This is a genomic window from Flaviflexus equikiangi, assembly GCF_014069875.1.
GTDB classification, from domain to species: Bacteria; Actinomycetota; Actinomycetes; order Actinomycetales; family Actinomycetaceae; genus Flaviflexus; species Flaviflexus equikiangi.
Genome location: NZ_CP059676.1, coordinates 1,052,351 through 1,070,572, shown reverse-complemented (window position 1 = coordinate 1,070,572; position 18,222 = coordinate 1,052,351). Strand labels below are relative to the sequence as shown.

The 18,222-nt window shown below is 65.7% G+C and carries 16 protein-coding genes; 2 read left to right on the top strand and 14 right to left on the bottom strand.

What is annotated here, in order from left to right; all coding sequences use genetic code 11:
• Positions 1-80 precede the first annotated feature (80 nt).
• From H2O75_RS05055 to H2O75_RS05040, 4 genes are all read right to left on the bottom strand, one after another.
• The gene (locus H2O75_RS05055) at positions 81-1,670 is read right to left on the bottom strand and encodes a GTPase (protein WP_182174506.1); all 1,590 of its coding nucleotides are present in this window, start codon (positions 1,668-1,670) and stop codon (positions 81-83) included.
• The gene (locus tag H2O75_RS05050; protein WP_182174503.1) at positions 1,667-3,397 is read right to left on the bottom strand and encodes a dynamin family protein; all 1,731 of its coding nucleotides are present in this window, start codon (positions 3,395-3,397) and stop codon (positions 1,667-1,669) included. The genes H2O75_RS05055 and H2O75_RS05050 overlap by 4 nt, the downstream gene beginning before the upstream one ends.
• On the bottom strand, positions 3,394-4,713 hold the full coding sequence (hisS, locus tag H2O75_RS05045; protein WP_182174500.1) for a histidine--tRNA ligase: 1,320 nt from the start codon (positions 4,711-4,713) through the stop codon (positions 3,394-3,396). Before hisS ends, H2O75_RS05050 begins: the two co-directional genes overlap by 4 nt.
• A 64-nt stretch (positions 4,714-4,777) precedes the next feature.
• Positions 4,778-5,557: an MBL fold metallo-hydrolase gene (locus H2O75_RS05040; protein ID WP_182174497.1), complete on the bottom strand. Its 780-nt coding sequence runs from the start codon at positions 5,555-5,557 to the stop codon at positions 4,778-4,780.
• A gap of 146 nt (positions 5,558-5,703) precedes the next feature.
• On the opposite strand from H2O75_RS05040, the gene H2O75_RS05035 reads away from it, so the two are divergent.
• Positions 5,704-7,494 (top strand): DUF349 domain-containing protein, encoded by a 1,791-nt coding sequence (locus H2O75_RS05035; RefSeq protein WP_220462790.1) that lies wholly within the window; start codon positions 5,704-5,706, stop codon positions 7,492-7,494.
• 120 nt (positions 7,495-7,614) lie between these two features.
• Positions 7,615-8,160, top strand: coding sequence for a hypothetical protein (locus H2O75_RS05030; RefSeq protein ID WP_182174494.1), 546 nt, complete (start codon positions 7,615-7,617; stop codon positions 8,158-8,160).
• Here H2O75_RS05030 and H2O75_RS05025 read toward each other — a convergent pair.
• The 10 genes from H2O75_RS05025 to H2O75_RS04980 form a co-directional block, all read right to left on the bottom strand.
• Positions 8,102-10,408 (bottom strand): RelA/SpoT family protein, encoded by a 2,307-nt coding sequence (locus tag H2O75_RS05025; protein WP_240161720.1) that lies wholly within the window; start codon positions 10,406-10,408, stop codon positions 8,102-8,104. The two genes, H2O75_RS05030 and H2O75_RS05025, sit on opposite strands and share 59 nt — an antisense overlap.
• A gap of 89 nt (positions 10,409-10,497) precedes the next feature.
• A complete protein-coding gene (locus H2O75_RS05020) occupies positions 10,498-11,040 on the bottom strand; it encodes an adenine phosphoribosyltransferase (protein WP_182174491.1) in 543 nt (180 codons plus the stop codon).
• Complete coding sequence (secF, locus tag H2O75_RS05015; RefSeq protein WP_182174488.1) at positions 11,037-12,044, bottom strand: protein translocase subunit SecF; 1,008 nt, start codon at positions 12,042-12,044, stop codon at positions 11,037-11,039. The genes H2O75_RS05020 and secF overlap by 4 nt, the downstream gene beginning before the upstream one ends.
• Positions 12,044-13,906 (bottom strand): protein translocase subunit SecD, encoded by a 1,863-nt coding sequence (gene secD, locus H2O75_RS05010; protein WP_182174485.1) that lies wholly within the window; start codon positions 13,904-13,906, stop codon positions 12,044-12,046. Before secD ends, secF begins: the two co-directional genes overlap by 1 nt.
• Complete coding sequence (gene yajC / locus H2O75_RS05005; protein ID WP_182174482.1) at positions 13,907-14,254, bottom strand: preprotein translocase subunit YajC; 348 nt, start codon at positions 14,252-14,254, stop codon at positions 13,907-13,909.
• 51 nt (positions 14,255-14,305) lie between these two features.
• Positions 14,306-15,331 carry a Holliday junction branch migration DNA helicase RuvB gene (gene ruvB / locus H2O75_RS05000; protein ID WP_182174479.1) on the bottom strand — a complete coding sequence of 342 codons (1,026 nt, stop codon included), beginning with the start codon at positions 15,329-15,331 and terminating at the stop codon, positions 14,306-14,308.
• Positions 15,332-15,916, bottom strand: coding sequence for a Holliday junction branch migration protein RuvA (gene ruvA, locus H2O75_RS04995; RefSeq protein ID WP_182174476.1), 585 nt, complete (start codon positions 15,914-15,916; stop codon positions 15,332-15,334).
• A gap of 36 nt (positions 15,917-15,952) precedes the next feature.
• Positions 15,953-16,588: a crossover junction endodeoxyribonuclease RuvC gene (gene ruvC, locus H2O75_RS04990; protein ID WP_182174473.1), complete on the bottom strand. Its 636-nt coding sequence runs from the start codon at positions 16,586-16,588 to the stop codon at positions 15,953-15,955.
• Between the two features lie 14 nt (positions 16,589-16,602).
• Positions 16,603-17,364: a sulfite exporter TauE/SafE family protein gene (locus H2O75_RS04985; RefSeq protein ID WP_182174469.1), complete on the bottom strand. Its 762-nt coding sequence runs from the start codon at positions 17,362-17,364 to the stop codon at positions 16,603-16,605.
• Positions 17,364-18,122 carry a YebC/PmpR family DNA-binding transcriptional regulator gene (locus H2O75_RS04980; RefSeq protein ID WP_182174465.1) on the bottom strand — a complete coding sequence of 253 codons (759 nt, stop codon included), beginning with the start codon at positions 18,120-18,122 and terminating at the stop codon, positions 17,364-17,366. Before H2O75_RS04980 ends, H2O75_RS04985 begins: the two co-directional genes overlap by 1 nt.
• Positions 18,123-18,222: the final 100 nt, after the last annotated feature.

Genomic DNA, 18,222 nt, shown 5'->3' with positions numbered 1-18,222 from the left:
GCTCAGGCTCCTTCGTCACGAGGCCACAACGATGTCTACGCTCTTGCGAGTTGAGTCCCGAGCCTATCGGAACGCTGGGTTTAGCGCTTCTTCGACTTCCGTCCGACGGTCGAGAGCCTTCCAGCGATGTCGACGAGTTCGCGTGATTCTTCGAGAACGCTGTCGATTCCTGCCAGCATGTGCTCCTCCGCGATCGGTGCGAGTGTTTTCGTCAGGCTCTTGCGGACCCGGCGTTCCGTCGCCTTCGCTCCCGAGGAGAGGAAGATGCGTCCCAGGACGGTGAGGAGGAGTCCGACCGAGAGCCCGCCGAGGAACAGGAGGGGCGGGATCGGGATCTCGCCGAGCGTCGGTGTGTCCGGGAGCGGCATGGCCAGGGATTCGAGTCCCCACAGGACGCCGATCCAGACAAGACCTGCGACAGCGACGAGGAGGAACACCCATTGGAGGAGACTCCACGCGGACCACCATCCCGGCTTCCTGTCGTAGCCGAGATCAGCCCGGGCGATCACACGATCCGCATGGTCGAGAACGTTCCCCGTCCGATATTCGGCGCTTTCGACAGCGTCCCTGCGCCAGGCAGCCGGCAGGCCCTCGGTGGCGTCGGTGACGACGGAGCGGACGATGCCGCGCACGTGGGACTCTTTCGCGGGAGTGGCCCGCACCCCCGTGAGAGCAGGCACCTCCCCCTTCTCGGGAAGGAGATGAAGGCCCTTGAGCGGGTCGATGCGGACGGCGCGCAGCCAGCGCAGCGCCGGCCATCCCACCCACCTTCGTCCCCGGTACGTGTAGGAACCGGCGGCGGCCTTGGCCACCTGATCGACCCCGGCCGCCGACGCGATCGCGCGCGAGATCGTCTCCCGATCCTTCTTCGACACGCCCGCACCGGGCGTGCCCACCTCGGAGGCGAGATCATGCCCGATCGACCGAACATCGGCCGTCATGCGATCGTAGGCGGCCTGCTGGGTGCCTGCGACAGCGACGATCTGCGACATAAGCGAGTCGACGCCCTCCCCCGTCCTCGCGGAGGTCGGGATGATGGTGGCGGACACTCCGTCCTCGCGGACGATCCGCTGAGCGTCGGCGATGACACCCGCACGCTCGGCCGGCTCGACGGAATCGATGTGGTTGAGAACAACGAGCGTGACATCGGAGTGTTCGCTCATGGTGCGCAGGTAGTCCTCGTGCACGACGGCGTCCGCATACTTCTGGGGATCGAGAACCCAGATGAGGACATCGACGACGGCCGACAGCCGCTGGGCGATCTCCCGGTTCGACTCCTCGGTCGAATCGATGTCTGGCATGTCGAGCAGGACGATCCGATCCCCGTGGGAGGGGAAGACTCCATCTCTCACGTGACGGTCAGCGACCTCGAGCCAGTCGAGCACCGCCGTGGCGGGCCGCTCGGAGACCGCGAGCGGGGCCGACGTCGTGGGCCGCCGTGCGGCGACCGTGGCCACGTCCGCGCCCACGAGGGCGTTGAACAGGGATGACTTGCCCGATCCTGTGGCGCCGAAGAGGGCAACGACTGTCGTCTCGAGGCCGGCCGCCTGGCGTTCCACCACAGCGTCGCGGAGCTCAGTCGCCCTGCGCAGCAGCTCGGGAGATACTCTCCCTGCGCCAAGATCAATGGCACGACTCAGATCGTGCAGGCCCTCGTTCAGAGTAGTCACTCCCCCTGCTCCCCTCGCCGAGCGGCCGTGAGGAGCGCTAGTATTTCGCCCAGGTTTTCGCCCGCAGAAGCATCTACTCCGAGCGTTGCGAGCTCGTCGCGGAACGGCTCTGCGTCATCGACCATGAACTCCCCGGCACGCCGGCCCAGGTTCTTCTGCGCCGACTGCGCCATGCGGCGCACCGCTTCATCGCCGAAGATCGCTTCCAGGAGCTTCTGCGCGACGACAGCAGTGCCGCCCGCGACGACGACCTCTCCCCCGGTGAGACCCGCGGTCGAGGCGAAGATGACGATCATGAGGGCGATGCCGACCGTGTTGACACCGAGGGAGAGCACGCGTGCCGCGGCACGCTTGTCCTTCCCCTCCTCCCGGATCAGATCCGTCAGGTCCGCCTGCCATTGACGGACGAGTGTTGTGGCCGCCTCGACTCGCTCCTCGTGAGACCGCAGGCGCTCTGCCGCGTTCGAGACGAGGCGCTCCCCGCCCAGGCCCCGAGCCCAGGCACGTTCGACGGTGGCGATCGCGGACTCGGTCTCGCCGATCAGCATGCGGGCGATGCCGTCTTCGATGGCTTCCTCGACCTGCTCCGCCTGCGCCTGGGTATCGCCCCGGAACCAGGCCGCGATCCTGTCACGCACCTTGCCCACCCCTGCCTCGACCTGGCGGAGTATTTCACCCGAGCCGACGAAGTCCTGCCAGCGGGAAAGCACCTCGCCCCGCAGAACCGAGCCGTCGTCGACAGCGGAGACGACCTTGGCATGTGCTTGAGCGAAAGCATCATCAACCTGGGAGGCCAGGGTGAAGAGAGCGGACCGCTGTTCATCGAGAGCCGGGAGAAGGGTCTGGCCTCGTGCCGTCACCCCATCGACCGCGCCGCCGAGGGTTTGGCGGGCGACAGCGGTGCGGGCGGAAGAATCGTGGGCAAGGCCCTCGAGCCAGGCACGGATCCCGGCGACATCGGGCTCCGGGATCAGGCCCTCCCCCAGGTCGGATTCGCCGATGACGAAGAGCGGGGCATGATCGAGATTCCGTTCCGTGAGCCGCCTGGCGAGATCTGAGCGGACTTCGGCACCTACGCCGGACGGAACCCGGTTGAGGACGATGGCGACGACGATGTTGCGGGCCGCGGCCTCGTCGAGCATGGCCCAGGGGATAGCGTCCGCGTAGCGTGCCGCCGTCGTGACGAACAGCCACAGGTCGGCTGCGGACAGCAGCTGGGCCGCGAGCCTCCGGTTGTCCTCCACGATCGAATCGATGTCGGGAGAGTCGAGCAGTGCCAGCCCGGGCGGAAGAGTGTCGGCCTCGGCGAGGCCGAGTTCCGTATGAGAGTCGCCGCCGCGGCCACGCACCCGGGCCAGCTCGGGGAGGATGCGGGGGCCGTCGAACCAGCGGCGATCATCGGGGTGGTGGACAAGGAGAGGGGTTCGCGTGGTGGGGCGGATCGCCGAGGACTGGGCGACGCTCCTGCCCACGAGAGCATTGACGAGGGCAGACTTGCCGGACCCCGTGGATCCGCCGACGACCGTGAGGAGCGGAGCATCGAGGCTCGCGTAGCGGGGAAGAATATAGTCATCGAGCTGATGGCGCAGGTCGACCGCCTCCTCCCGTGCGTCCGGCGCCTGCGGCAGGTCGAGCGGGAAGCGCAGAGCATCGAGCGTCTGACGGAGATCCTCGAGGAGCGAGGCGACCTCCGCGGCCGAGGGGCCGATGCCGGCGGGGGCTCTCACGGGAGCTTCCGAACGGTCGGGGTCAAGTCCTCGAGCGGCGGCATCCACACCCCAGCATCAGCATCGACCTGATCGCCGGACCGGATGTCCTTGACCGAGTCGGGGCTGCCCGGGAACCACACGTAGGGGATGCCGCGGCGATCCGCGTAGCGGATCTGCTTGCCGAACTTCGCGGCCGATGGGGAGACCTCTGTTGCGATCCCGCGGGCCCGCAGCTTCATCGCCGCCACATCCGATGCTCGGCGATGCTCCTCGTCCATGACAGCCACGAGGACGGCCGTGGGCACCTTCCGGGAGGTCTCGACGAGGGGTGTGCCGAGCACGCGTGCGAGCACGCGTGAGACGCCGATGGAGAGGCCCACGCCCGGGTAGGTCTTCTTCCCGTCTGTGGCCAGGGAATCGTAGCGGCCGCCCGAGCAGACGGAGCCGAGATCTTCGTGCCCGATCATCGTCGACTCGTACACGGTGCCCGTGTAGTAGTCGAGACCGCGGGCAATCTTGAGGTCCGCCATGATCGCGCCCGGCATGAGCTCGCCGGCGCCCTCGATGAGGGAGACGAGTTCGTGCAGTCCCTCGTCGAGCAGTTCGGAGCGCGCCCCGAGCGCCAGCACACGGTCCGCGACCGATGCGTCGGTGCCCTGGATCTGTGCGAGAGCAAGCGCCTGGCGTGCCTGCTCGTCTGTGGCGCCCTCCGCGACGAGGATTTCGGAGACGGCCTTCTCGCCGATCTTGTCCAGCTTGTCGATCGCACGCAGGGCCCCCTCGACGTCGGTCAGTCCGATGGCCTCGTAGAAGCCCTGGGCGACCTTCCGGTTCGAGGCGCGGACGACGACGGCGGGGATGGGGAGTTTCGAGAGCGCGTCGACCATGACGAGCGGCAGCTCCATGTCGTGATGCTGGGACAGGGTGTCCTGTCCGACCACGTCGACGTCCGCCTGGACGAACTCACGGAACCGACCATCCTGCGGGCGCTCCCCGCGCCAGACTTTCTGGATCTGGTAGCGCTTGAACGGGAACATGAGGCGTCCCGCGTTCTCGACCACGTAGCGGGCGAGCGGGACTGTCAGGTCGAAGTGCAGGCCGAGTTCGGCATCATCCGAGCCCGCCTCCGCCTGGAGGCGGGACAGCAGGTAGATCTCTTTCGACGTCTCGCCCTTCGACAGGAGCTGGGAGACGGGTTCCACCGCCCGGGTCTCGATCCCGGAGAACCCATGCAGCTCGAACGTCTGCTGCAGGGTCGAGAGAACATGCTGCTCGACGAGCCGCTGCTCGGGGAGCCATTCGGGGAAACCGGACAGAGAAAAGTGACGTGCCATGGGCGCTATTATGGCATGACGGCGAGAAACCCGCCGTCATGCCAAGCCCAATGTGTGGAATTGATCAAGCAGACGCCATGGCGGCGTTGCGCAGATACTGGTTCGCTTGGAGCTGGTAGCCGAGGGTTGAGAGCTGGCCGTGGCCCGTGCAGAGCACCGTGTCCGGGTTGATGGAGACCGTGATCATCCGCAGCGTCGACTTCATCTCAGCATCGTCCCCGCCCGGCAGGTCGGTGCGGCCGATCGATTCGCCGAGAATGACATCACCGAGGAAGAGGATCGCCGTCGGTTCCGGCTCGCTCGAGCCGCCCCCGCAGTCACAGCCATCGCAGCCGCCCCCGCAGCCGTCCTGGGAGATCGTGATCGCACTCTCCCCGTCCTCGAGGATTCCCGCCGTCAGGTAGCCGACAGAGCCCTCCGTGTGGCCGGGCACCATGATGGCGCGGACGGGGAAACCGGGAAGGATCTGGGCTCCCGATCCCTGGAGGCACAGCTCGGGGATGATCTCGATCGATGCTGGCTTCACCCATTCCCCGTAGCGGTTGACAAGGTTATGGAGTGTGGTGGGGACATGCGCCTGGGGATCGTCGAGGCGGTAGAGATCCGGCTTGGAGATGAAGACCGGCTTGTCTCCCGCAACCTTCGCAGCATCCCACACGTGATCCGGGTGGCCGTGGGTGAGGAGCACGCCCGCAAGCTCCAGGCCCTCCTGGGCCAGCTTCTCTTCGACCCAGCCGGCGCTGCCGGCGCCCGGATCGACGACCATGGCCTGCTTGGTCTCGGTGTTCTCCCAGATGTAGCAGTTCGCCTCAAGGGCCGTCTCTGTGTAAATGAACAAACGCATGACCCTACGGTATCGCTGGACCAGCACACTTTCCAACACCATGAACTTCTGTTCCGGTGCCCCGATGTGAGGCAGAACATCGTACAATGTTTAAGTCCGAACACGAGAACGGTCACGCACTCGCCGACCCCGTCCCAAGGAGCACCATGACGCAGTCACCGCAGGGTCACGAACCCACCACCCACGACGACCCTTCGACCGAGGAGCAGGCAGCGCCCGCGGCTGCGTCCGCCGAGGGAGAGAACGGCCAGCTTGAGGAAGAATCGGCACCCCCCGTTGTTCATCCGGGGACCGATGCTCCTGCCGAGCACAACGAGCCGACAGACGTTCCCGAGGTCGAAGCAGACCCGGCAGTCGATGCAGACCCGGCAGAGGAGCCGCAGGCACACGCCGAGGAGCTCGTGACGGATTCCCCGTCCGCGGACCCGGTTGCCGACGTCGTCCCGGAACCCGTTTCCACCCCCGAGGCCGAGGTCTCGACGGAGGAACCAGCATCATCCTCGGGCGATGTCCCCGAGCAGGCGGCAGCCGAGGATACGACTGTTGCCGCGAAGCCCGTCCCGCACGGCACGGCGAAGGGCGGCCCCGGCAGGCCCGCGCCGAAGCCCCCCAAGGGTGGCCCGAAGCCGCCGCCGGTCCCCAACAAGCCCGCCGGCAAGCCCGCCATCGTTCCCCCCGCTCCACCGGTCGATCCGAAGGCGGCGGCCGAAGCCGCCGCATGGGGACGTGTCGACGAGGAGGGCAACGTCTACCTGCGCGCCTCGGGCGATGAGGGTGAGCGTCTCGTCGGCCAGTACGCCATCGGAGACTCGAAGGACGATGCGCTGTCGGTGTACGTGCGCCGCTACCTCGATCTCGTATCCCAGACGGCTCTCCTCGAGTCGCGCCTCGAGTTCGTCAACCCGCAGGAGATCGCTCCTGGCCTGAAGTCCCTCGAGGAGGCTCTCGTCGAGCCCGCGGTCGTCGGCGATGTCGATTCGCTCCGCAAGCGCGTCGAGGCGATTCGCGAACGTCTCAAGGTGCGCCAGGCAGAGTTCGAAGAAGAGCGGAAGATCGCCAAGCTCCAGGCGCTGAACGAGCGGACGACGATCATCGAGCGCGCTGAAGCGATTGCCGCTCAGGATCCCGAGAAGACTCATTGGCGCGATTCCCGCAACGAACTGACGGCCCTCCTCGATCAGTGGAAGGTTGCCCAGAAGTCCGGGCCGAGGATCGATCGTCCGTCCGAGGAGGCGCTGTGGAAGCGCTTCTCGCGCGCCCGCACCGAGTTCGATCGTCACCGCCGCCAGCACTTCTCCCAGGTCGAGTCCAACCGCAACGAGGTGACGGCCAAGAAGGAGGCCCTCATCAAGCGTGCCGAGGAGCTGTCGACCTCGACCGATTGGGGCGCGACCTCTGCCGCGTACCGGGATCTTCTCGACGAATGGAAGTCGGCCGGGCGGATCACCCGCAAGGAAGACGACAAGCTGTGGGCCCGTTTCCGGGCTGCGCAGCAGGTCTTCTTCGACGCGAGGCAGGCGGATCGCGAGTCGATCAGCAACGAACAGTCCGCGAACCTGCAGGCCAAGCTCGACCTGGTGAAGGAAGCAGAAGCGATCCTCCCCATCAAGGACATCCAGGCGGCCAAGGCGAAGCTGCACGACATCCAGGACCGTTGGGAGCAGATCGGTTTCGTGCCCCGCAAGGATATCGGGCGCACCGAGGGCAGGCTCCGCGACATCGAGTCAGCCGTCCGCTCGGCGGAGGATGAGCAGTGGCGCAAGACCGATCCCGCGAAGATCGAACGCGCGACTGGTTTCGCCGCCCAGCTCGAGGAAGCGATCGCGAAGCACGAGGCCGAACTCGAGGAGGCCCGCGCGAGGGGCGATGAGCAGGCCGCGAAGAGGGCACAGGAAGCACTCGATGCTCGTCGCGCCTGGCTCGACCAGCTGAAGTAGATCACCCGGTTATCGAGCACCGGTGCTGATGCCCCGTCCCCACCAGGACGGGGCATCAGACTTTTCCCCACCTTCGGCATTGGGCCCTGGGAGAACGAGTGACGGTGGTGTGCTGGATGAATGGACTGCTCCCCCATCATCACAGTGTCGTTGGATGATCCGCTCTACCACGATCCACGAGAGGACCTGGTCGTCGTCTCCCGCGACCATGCGGTGCCCCGAGACCTCTGCCAGACTCCCGCCATGAGGGCGCGGGCCGTCTACGCCCACGTCCGGAGCAGGGCCGTCCTCGTCGACGAGGCCGCCGTCTTCGTCTATACGGGCGTGTGGACGATCAACCCGCGTGTGATCCGCCAGCTCCCCACCGCTCCCCTGCCGGGCAGGTCGACTCGGTGGACGAGCGACCGCAGGCTCCTCAAAGACGACCACATCGTATTCTTCGGGGAGGTGCCGGTGACGACGATGGTGCGGACGGCGGCGGACCTGCTCTACCAGCCGCCCCTGCGGGCAGTGACGAGCATCCTGCCGCTCCTGCGAGTCGGCCTCGATCCGGGGGATGTCATCGAATTCATGGGAGAACGCTTCCGCGGGCACCCCACCGATGATGCTAGTCGCTTGATTGAGCAGTTAGGTGCGACTGTCGCACGGCATCGCTCGAGCCGGTGACACGGTACGCATCGTAGACGCCCTCGATCTCCCGCAGGGCCCGCAGCACCTGCTGCAGGTGGCGCGCGTCCGCCATCTCGAACGTGAACCGTGACTTCGCGACGCGCTCCTTCGACGTATTCATGTTGCCCTGGATCATGTTGACCCCGTGCTCCGAGAGCACGCGCGCGATATCGGCCAGGAGCCCGTTGCGATCGAGTGCCTCGATCTGGACCTGGACGAGGTAGATCGAGCCGCCCTCATCGGACCAGGACACGGGCAGGAAGCGTTCCGGCTCCCGCTCGAGGCTCTTGACATTGGGGCAGTCGACACGGTGGACGGAGAGGCCGTTGCCGCGCGTGACGAAGCCGAGGATCTTGTCGGGAGGCAGCGGCGTGCAGCATCGGGCCAGCTTGACGAGCACGTCCGAATCGTCGAGATTCTCGACGACGATCCCGGAGCTGCCGCCGGTCTGGCGGGCACGGATACGGGTGGGTGTGACGGCCTCCGCGAGGGTCTCCTCCACCCCGGCCTGGCCGCCCTGCGAGGCGATGAGCTTGCGGACGACGTTCTCGGCGGACACGTGGCCCTCACCGATCGCCGCATACAGATCGGACACGTCGGTGCGGTTGAGATCATCCGCGACACCTTTGAGGGTGTCGTGGGTCATGAGGCGCTGGACGGGCTGGTTCTTCCGGCGGATCGCCTTCGCGAGACGCTCCTTCCCCACCTCGATCGCCTCGTCGCGGCGGTTCTTCGTGAACCACGACTTGATCTTCGCCCGCGCACGCGGAGAGGCGACGAACTCGAGCCAGCCCTGGCTGGGCGCGGCATCCGTGCCCTTCGCGGTGATGATCTCGACCGTATCGCCCGATTCGAGCTTGTGATCGAGGGTGACGAGACGGTCGTTGACCTTCGCGCCGACCGTGCGCTGGCCGACCTCCGTGTGGACGGCGTAGGCGAAGTCCACGGGAGTGGATCCGGCCGGCAGGTCCATGACCTCGCCCTTGGGGGTGAAGACGTAGACACGGTTGCCCGACATCTCGTACCGCAGCGAGTCGAGGAACTCTGTCGGGTCGGCCGTCTCGCGCTGCCAGTCCACGAGCTGGCGGAGCCAGTTCAGCTGCGTCTCCTGCTCGCTCGGAGCATCCTTCTTCGCCTTCGTGGCGTTCGGGTTCTCCTTGTAGCGCCAGTGCGCAGCGACGCCGTATTCGGCCCGCCTGTGCATGTCGTACGTGCGGATCTGCACCTCCATCGTGTTCTTCTCCGGGCCGATCACGGTCGTGTGGATCGACTGATAGAGGTTGAACTTCGGGGTGGTGATGTAGTCCTTGATGCGGCCCTGGATCGGCGTGTAGAGCGTGTTGACGACGCCGAGAGCCGCATAGCAGTCCCGGACGGACTCGACGAGGATGCGGACGCCGATGAGGTCGTAGATGTCCTCGAAGTCGCGGCCGCGCAGGATCATCTTCTGGTAGATGGAGAAATAGTGCTTGGGCCTGCCCGTGATCGTGCACTTGATTCGGGCGGCCTTGAGCTCTTTCGTGAGCTCGTCCTTGACGGACTCGAGGTAGGCCTCGCGGCCGGAGGAGCGTTCGGACACGAGACGCTCGATCTCGCGATAAACATCGGGGTAGAGAGTCTTGAACGAGAGGTCTTCCAGCTCCCACTTGATCGAGTTCATCCCGAGGCGGTGAGCGAGCGGGGCATAGATCTCGAGTGTCTCGCGCGCCTTCGACTGGGCCGAGGCGGAGGGCACGTACTTCCACGTGCGGGCGTTGTGGAGCCGGTCCCCGAGCTTGATGAGGAGGACCCGGATGTCTTTCGACATTGCGATGACCATCTTGCGAACGGTCTCGGCCTGGGCCGCCTCCCCATACTCGACCTTGTCGAGCTTCGTCACACCATCGACAAGGAGCATGACATCGTTGCCGAACTCGGCCTTCAACGACTCGAGGGAATAACCCGTGTCCTCGACCGTATCGTGCAGGAGCGCCGCGACCAGCGTGTCCGTATCCATGCCCAGCTCGGCCAGGATCGTGGCGACCGCGATCGGGTGGGTGATATAGGGTTCGCCAGATTTCCTCATCTGGCCCTGATGGCAGCGCTCCGCGATCTCGTAGGCGTGGATCACCTTCGCCTTGTCGACATTGCGGCCCTCGACAGCCGCCATGAGCGGCTCGAGCGCCGTCGGGACGTGCTGCGCCCTCCCGCTCAGCCAGGCCAACCTGGACTTAATGCGGGGAACATCATTCTCCAGCTCCGCCATACGTCACATTGTACGACCGTTCACAGGAATAACGGAAACGTCGAGGCCCGTGGTTGCAGCCACGGGCCTCAGAACATGACGAACGGTGCTCAGTAGGTGAGAACCGAATCGACGGTGCGATCGTGGAGGCGTCCGCGCCCGCCGAGATCGACGAGCTCGAGGAGGACGCACAGCGTGTCGGCGACACCGCCGGCCGCCTCGATCAGCTGGAAGGCGGCGTCCGCAGTGCCGCCGGTGGCCAGCACATCGTCGATGACGAGCACACGGTCACCGTCCTTGACTGTGAACGGCTGCAGCTCCATGCGGGCGGACCCGTACTCGAGGTCGTAGTCGATGCCTACGACGGGGCCGGGCAGGCGACCCGCCTTGCGGACGGTCACCATGCCGACACCGAGGGCGACGGCCAGGGGCGCGCCGAGGATGAAGCCGCGCGACTCGAGGCCCGCGACAGCATCGACCTTGCCGCGGTAGCGGTCGGCCAGGATCTCGATGAGGGACGCGAAAGCGACCGGATCGGCGATCAGCGGTGTGATGTCACGGAACAGGACGCCCGGTGCCGGGAAGTCCTCGACCTCACGCACGTGCGATTCGACAAGCTCCACAACGTCCTGGGGGAACGGGTATTCTGTCATGCCTTCTTCTTCCGAGTGGTTTGGTTGTCGGTCGTCGTCCCGCGGGCTTCGAGGACGCGTTCCGTGTGTTCCTTGATGTCTGTCTGCCGCTCTCCCAGCGTCACCGCGAGGGGTGCCGCGAGGAAGATCGACGAAATTGCCGAGACAAGCATACCGACAAAAAGCGCCAGAGACAGGTCGCGCAGGGTTCCCGCGCCCTGGAAGAGCACGCCGATGACGAGAATCGCGCCGACCGGCAGGAGGCCGGTCACCGACGTGTTGATCGACCGGATCAGTGTCTGATTGACGGCAAGATTTGCCTGCTCAGCGTACGTGTGGTCGTTCTGGTCGAGGAAGCCGCGCGTGTTCTCGCGCACCTTGTCGAACACGACAACCGTGTCGTAGAGCGAATATCCGAGGATCGTCAGGAGGCCGATCACCGTGGCGGGAGTAACTTCGAAACCGGAGGCCACATAGACCCCCACAGTGATCGCAAGGTCGTGGAGGAGGGCCCCCACGGCACCCACCGCGATCGTCCACGTCCGGAAGTATGCCCAGAGGATCAGGGAGATGAGGATGACGAAGATGACGAGGGACTGGATGGCCTTCCCCGAGACGTCCGCACCCCACGAGGGCCCGATAAAGGTCGATGCGACATCGTCGACAGGCACATCATAGGCTTCGGCGAGGGCTGCCCTCACCTGGGCCGTCTGCTCGTTCGTCAGCTCGGAGGTCTGGACGCGGATCGAATCCGCACCGACCTCGGAGACGCGCACCGAATCATCACCGGTCTGTTCGGCCACGACATCGATCGCGTCCTGCTGGCTGATGTTCGCGGTTCCCGAGATCGTGAACTGCGAACCGCCCCGGAAATCGATGCCGAAGTTGATGGGCTTGACGAGCAGCAGCGCGATCGTCAGCCCGATGAAGACAAGAGCGATCGTGTACCAGGTCTTGCGACGACCGATGATGTCGTAGCTCTTCTTCCCCGTGTAGAGGTCGTTGCCGAGGGAGTACATGGACATCAGTTCTCCTCCCTTTCTGCGCGGCGCTGGGCCGCTCGTCTCTGCGCCAGCGTCATCTCGCCAGAGGGCTGTTCCGCGGGCTTGGGAGCGGTTGCCGAGACGAGAACCGCACCATCGACCGGCTCCTTCTTCGCGCTCTTCTTCCCGCTCTTCGCGGCGTTCTTCTTGGCGTTCTTCTTCGCTTGGGACTTGGGGATGCCGGAGTCGCGGACTCTGCCCCTCCCCGCATACACCGGGTCAGCCCCGAGGGAGGCGGCTGACATGCCGGACCAGCGGTGGCCTTCGCCGAAGAACTTCGTCCGGATGAGGAGCTGCATGACCGGGTAGGTGAACAGCATGACGACGAGAACGTCGATGAGAGTGGTCAGGCCGAGCGTGAAGGCGAAGCCCCGCACCCCGCCGACGGCGAGGAAGTACAGCACGAGGGCGGCCACGAAGTTCACGGCATCGGACACGAGGATCGTCTGGCGGGCTCGATCCCAGCCGTATTCGACCGCCCCCTTGAGTGTGCGGCCCTCCCGGATCTCGTCCCTCATGCGTTCGAAGTAGACGATGAAGGAGTCGGCTGCGATGCCGATGGAGATGATGAGGCCCACCACGCCCGGCAGGGAGAGGCGGTAGCCGATCAGCCAGGACAGGAGAGAGATCGTGAAGAACGACAGCCCCATCGTCATGACGATCGATGCGACCGCGAGCAGGCCGAGACCGTGATACTGCCACAGCAGGTACAGGACGATGAGGCCCGCACCGATCGCGCCGGCGATCAGGGAGTTGACGAGCTGCTCCGAGCCGAGAGTGGCCGAGATCTGCTCCTCGGACTGCACCTCGAAGGTCAGCGGCAGCGATCCGAAGGACAGCTGGTTGGCAAGGCTTGCGGCCTCGGGGGCCGTGAACGAGCCGGAGATCGAGGCGGAACCGCCCGTGATCGGTTCCCTCAGCGACGCGACGGAGATGATCGAACCATCGAGCACGATCGCGAACAGGTTCTTCGCCGTATTCTCCGGGAACTGAGCCAGACGTGTCGTCACGTCGGCGAACTTCTGCCCGCCTTCGCTCGTGAACTCCATGTTGACCTGCCAGCCGCCGACGGTCTGACCGAGCTCGTTGACCCGCGGGCCCGAGTTCGCATCATCGATATCGGAGCCGTCGAGCTCGGCCGGGCCGAGAATGTAGGCCTGGCCGGTCGATGGGTCGCAGACGACGGCGGGCAGGGCAGGATCGCTGTAGGCGTTCTGGACGCGGGACGATTCGTCCACGCAGCTCACCGTCATCGCCTGATACAGCATCTCCTCCGTGATCCACGAATCGGACGATGCTGACTCGGGCGTCTCGACGGGCTCGGTGGAAAGCTCTCCATCGCCGTCCAGATCCGCATCGGTACGGGCGCGTTCGCGCTCCACATCGGTGACGGTGCCGTCTGTGCCATAGGCTGCGGTCAGTCCCTCGTTGAGGAGGACCTGGCCGGCGTAGTCGATGACGGGACGCAGGTGGAGAACGGCCGAGGTGCGGACCAGATCGAGCGTCTCCTCGGAGGGGCTGCCCGGCAGGCCGACAACAATGTTCGAGCCCCCCTGGGACGTGATCTCGGCTTCCGCGACGCCGGAGGCATCGACGCGCTGACGGATGATCTCGATAGCCTGGGTAATATCCTCTTCAGTGATCTCCGAGCCGTCATCGGTGACGGGAGTGAGGATGATCTGTGTACCGCCCTCGAGGTCCAGCGCCAGGTCGGGTGACCAGCGGGACGTGGAGCCGGTGAGAGAACCCGCCGCGAGAGACGCCACGAGGGCGAAGACGACGAGAGCAAAAACGATCAGACGCGGGCGAGGCGACCTCTCGGTCGCCTCTTCGGTGGAGCTCACCTACCGGTCGGAGTTGCGGTCGAGATCGGAATCCCGAGGAGCAAGACCGTCAAAGTCTGCTTCCTCAGCTTCCGTCGCCTCGTACGTGTGCTCGTACGGGGGCTCGATGACGGAGGAGATCGCTGTTGTCAGCCACTGCGTCTCATCGCCCGAGGGCGATTCGAGGGTGACCACGCCACCGTCGATGTCAACGATCTCACCGATCATGCCGGAGCCTGTGACAACGGTGTTGCCGACTTCGAGCGCGGTTTCGCGCTGCTCGGCGACCTTCTGTGCCATCTTCTTGTTCGCTCGGGTCATGAGCAGCATGAAGCCGCCGAAGACTGCGACGAGGATTACGAGTTCCACGGGATACTCTCTTTCAATTGGACAATCAGCGTTGAGTATACGGCAGATCGCCTACGTATCGAAGAGAGTCCCATCGGGCGGGGTGAGACCCAGATGTTCATAGGCCGCCCTCGTCGCGGCCCTCCCCCGAGGGGTACGAACCAGCAGGCCCTCGCGGACGAGGAACGGTTCCGCCACCGACTCGACCGTCTCCGGCTCCTCCCCGACCGAGATCGCCAGGGTGGTCAATCCCACAGGCCCGCCCCCGAAACGCGTACAGACAAGTTCCAGGACCGAGCGATCCAGCCTGTCCAGGCCACGATCATCCACCTCGAACACCGTGAGGGCGGCCTGTGCGGCCGCGAGATCGAGGATGCCGGTGCCGTGGACCTGCGCCCAGTCCTGGACGCGCCGCAGCAGCCGGTTGGCGATGCGAGGGGTGCCGCGCGAACGGCTCGCGAGCTCGATCGCGGCATCACCCGTCAGCTCGACGCCAAGCAGGCGCGCCGAGCGGGTGACGACCTGGGCGAGTTCCCCGGGGGAATAGAACTCGAGGTGGCCGGTGAATCCGAACCTGTCCCGCAGCGGGGCCGGCAGGAGACCGGCTCGCGTCGTCGCACCCACGACGGTGAACGGCGGCAGCGGCAGCGGGATCGACGTCGCACCCGGGCCCTTGCCCACCATGACGTCGACGCGGAAGTCCTCCATCGCCAGATACAGCATCTCTTCGGCCGGGCGGGCGAGACGGTGGATCTCGTCGATGAAGAACACGTCACCCTCCTGGAGGGAGGACAGCACGGCGGCAAGATCACCGGCATGGGTGATCGCGGGACCGGACGTGAGGCGCAGCGCTCCCCCGACCTCCGCCGCGATGATCATCGCCAGTGTCGTCTTGCCCAGGCCCGGCGGGCCCGAGAGGAGCACGTGGTCGGGCGTGGCGCCGCGAGCGACAGCGGCCTGCAGGACGAGGGAAAGCTGGGAGCGGACGGTCTCCTGCCCGACGAACTCGTCGAGGACGCGGGGCCGGAGAGCGGCCTCGGCTGCACGCTCGGTGGACGGCGCCGCCGTGTCGACGATCGAGAAGTCTTCCTCTTCCATCTACTTGCCTCCCAGCTTCTGCAGCGACAGGCGCAGCATGTGGGAGACCGGCAGCGGCCCAGCATCCGCCTCGACTGCCGCGACCGTATCGGCCGCGACACTCTCATTCCATCCGAGGCCGACGAGGGCCGTGATGACATCCGCAGACACGGTTGACGGGGCGGCCGCCTCGACCTGCGAGCGGGCAGGGCCCAGCTTGTTCCCCAGTTCGAGCAGGATCCGCTGTGCGCCCTTGCGGCCGATACCGGGAACCTGGACGAGACCCGCCACATCGTCGCGTTCGACGATGGAGCGGAGAGTATCGGGGGTGTGGACGGAGAGCACTGCGAGCGCGATCTTGGGTCCGATCCCGGAGAGGGAGATGAGGATGTTGAAGGTGTCTCGCTCGTCGTCGTCCGCGAAGCCGTAAAGCATCATGGCATCGTCACGGACGATGAACGAGGTGGGGATGGTGGCTTCGTGGCCGATCCGGAGCTCCGCCATCGTCGCAGGGGTCGCGAAGATCGTGAAGCCGACACCGCCGACGTCGAGGATGACGTGCTGTGCCGATGTGGCGAGAACTGTGCCCCTCAGGAGCGAGATCATGAAACCTCCCCGGTACCGAACATTTGTTCCATACTATCAGCGGAATCGTTTGGCGGCCGACTGCGCGGCGACAACGCCGGATAGTCGGGTGCTGCGTTCGGCTTCTGCCCAGGCGCGCTGGGCGGAGGTGAGTCCGGGTGTCGTCGGATTGGGCAGGGCCGCTCCGCCGTGCTGGGCGGATTGCGCCGTGGGCGACATGGCGCCCCCGCGCCATGCGTGGGTGATGGCGAGAGCGAGAGCATCCGCCGCATCCGCGGGCCTGGGCAGTTCCGAGAGGCGGAGGATCCGCTGGACCATGAACTGGACGGCCTTCTTCTCGGCGCGTCCGTCTCCCGTGACGGCGGCCTTCACCTCGGAGGGTGAATGGAGGGCGAGAGGGAGGTTCGAGCGGGAGGCTGCCAGCATGGCGACTCCGGCAACCTGAGCGGTGCTGATGATGGAGCGGACATTGTCCTCCGCGAACATGCGTTCGACTGCCATGACGTCGGGGTTGTGCTTCCCGATCATGGTGTCGATCGCGTCCGCGATGATCTCGAGCCTCTTGTGGGGCGCCATGTCCGCCTGTGATCGTGCGACGACGACGTCGACGTAGCTGACGTGCCGTGGCCCGTCGGCGTCGATGATGCCGATGCCGCACCGGGTGAGACCCGGGTCGATTCCGATGATTCGCATTGTCCCTCCGGTGACTAACCTAGCGCATCGATCAGGCCGCGCAGGAGGGTGGACACGGCCCCGAGGGTCGCCACCGCAAGGGCGATCTTCTTCGCGGTCTGTGTACTCACGTGCCTGGAGACGAGTGTGCCGAGAAGGACGGAGGTGGGGATAGCGGCAAGGATGACGAGGAGCACCCACCAGTCGGGGAGGGAGTCGATGGGGGTGGCGCCGAGGGAGACCTTGACGATGATGGAGAGTCCGCCGATCCAGGCGAAGGTGGGTTGGAGGGTGGCTGAGAAGGACCGGTGGTCCCACCGGGATGCGATCGCGTAGATCATGAGGACGGGTGCGACGACGCCGGCGGTGGCGTTCATGAAGGCTCCCCCGGCGGCGAAGGGGATGATCCAGGCGGGGTGGGTGAGATGGGGCAGGTGCTGCTGCCTATTGGCCCACAGGGTGATGGCGAGGGCGAGGAGGATGAGGGCTCCGACGAGGACGGAGAGCCAGGCCCCGTCCATGTACGCCACGACGAGCCCTCCCGGGATGGTCCCCAGGAGGGCTGAGGGCGCGATGATCGCGAACTTCTTCCAGTCGATGCCGGCGCGGAGGACGAAGCCGATGACGAGGGCCGTGCAGACCGTCGTCACGTTCGTCACGGTGACGCCGACGGCGGCTCCGAGGATGAGGGAGAGGACAGGGGCCAGGATGAGGCCCATGCCCATGCCCGACACTCGTTGGGATGTTCCGCCGGCGATGATGGCCGCGACGAGCAGCGCGAGCGCTGGAAGAGACATCAGTCCTCGTCGAGCTGTGCAGCCACCTCGTCAGGGATATCCAGGTTCGAGAACACGTTCTGGATGTCATCGACCTCTTCGAGTGCGTCGATGAGCTTGAGAACCTTCTGGGCTCCGTCCTTGTCGACAGAGACCTTCATGGTCGGGACGAACTGCACTTCGGCAGAATCGTAGTCGTAGCCGTTCTCCTGGAGGGCGCTGCGCACGGCGACGACGTCCTTCGGGTCGGAGAGGATCTCGTACGTCTCCCCCTCGTCGTTGACCTCTTCCGCACCAGCATCGAGAACCGCCATGAGAATATCGTCCTCGGTGACGCCGTCTGTCTTCGCGACCTCGACGACACCCTTGCGGTGGAACATGTAGGAGACGGAACCCGGGTCTGCCAGGCTGCCGCCGTTGCGGGTCAGTGCCACGCGCACGTCGGAGGCAGCACGGTTGCGGTTGTCCGTCAAGCATTCGATGAGGAGGGCGACGCCGCCGGCGGCATAGCCCTCGTACATGATCGACTCGTACTGGACGCCGTCTTCGCCTTCACCGGCGGCACGCTTGAGCGCACGCTCGATGTTGTCGGCAGGGACAGAGTTCTTCTTCGCCTTCTGCACCGCATCGAACAGGGTCGGGTTTCCCGCTGGGTCGGGGCCACCGGTCCTCCCGGCCACCTCGATATTCTTCACCAGGCGGGCGAACAGCTTGCCTCGCTTCGCGTCAAGCGCCGCCTTCTTATGCTTGGTCGTTGCCCACTTTGAATGTCCCGACACGGGTGTGTTCTCCTCGTCAACAGATGGTAGTACGGCACCAGTGTAGCGCCTCAGGGTCCCGGGAGAGCGAGCAGCCGCTGCAGACACGGGCAGAGAGTTT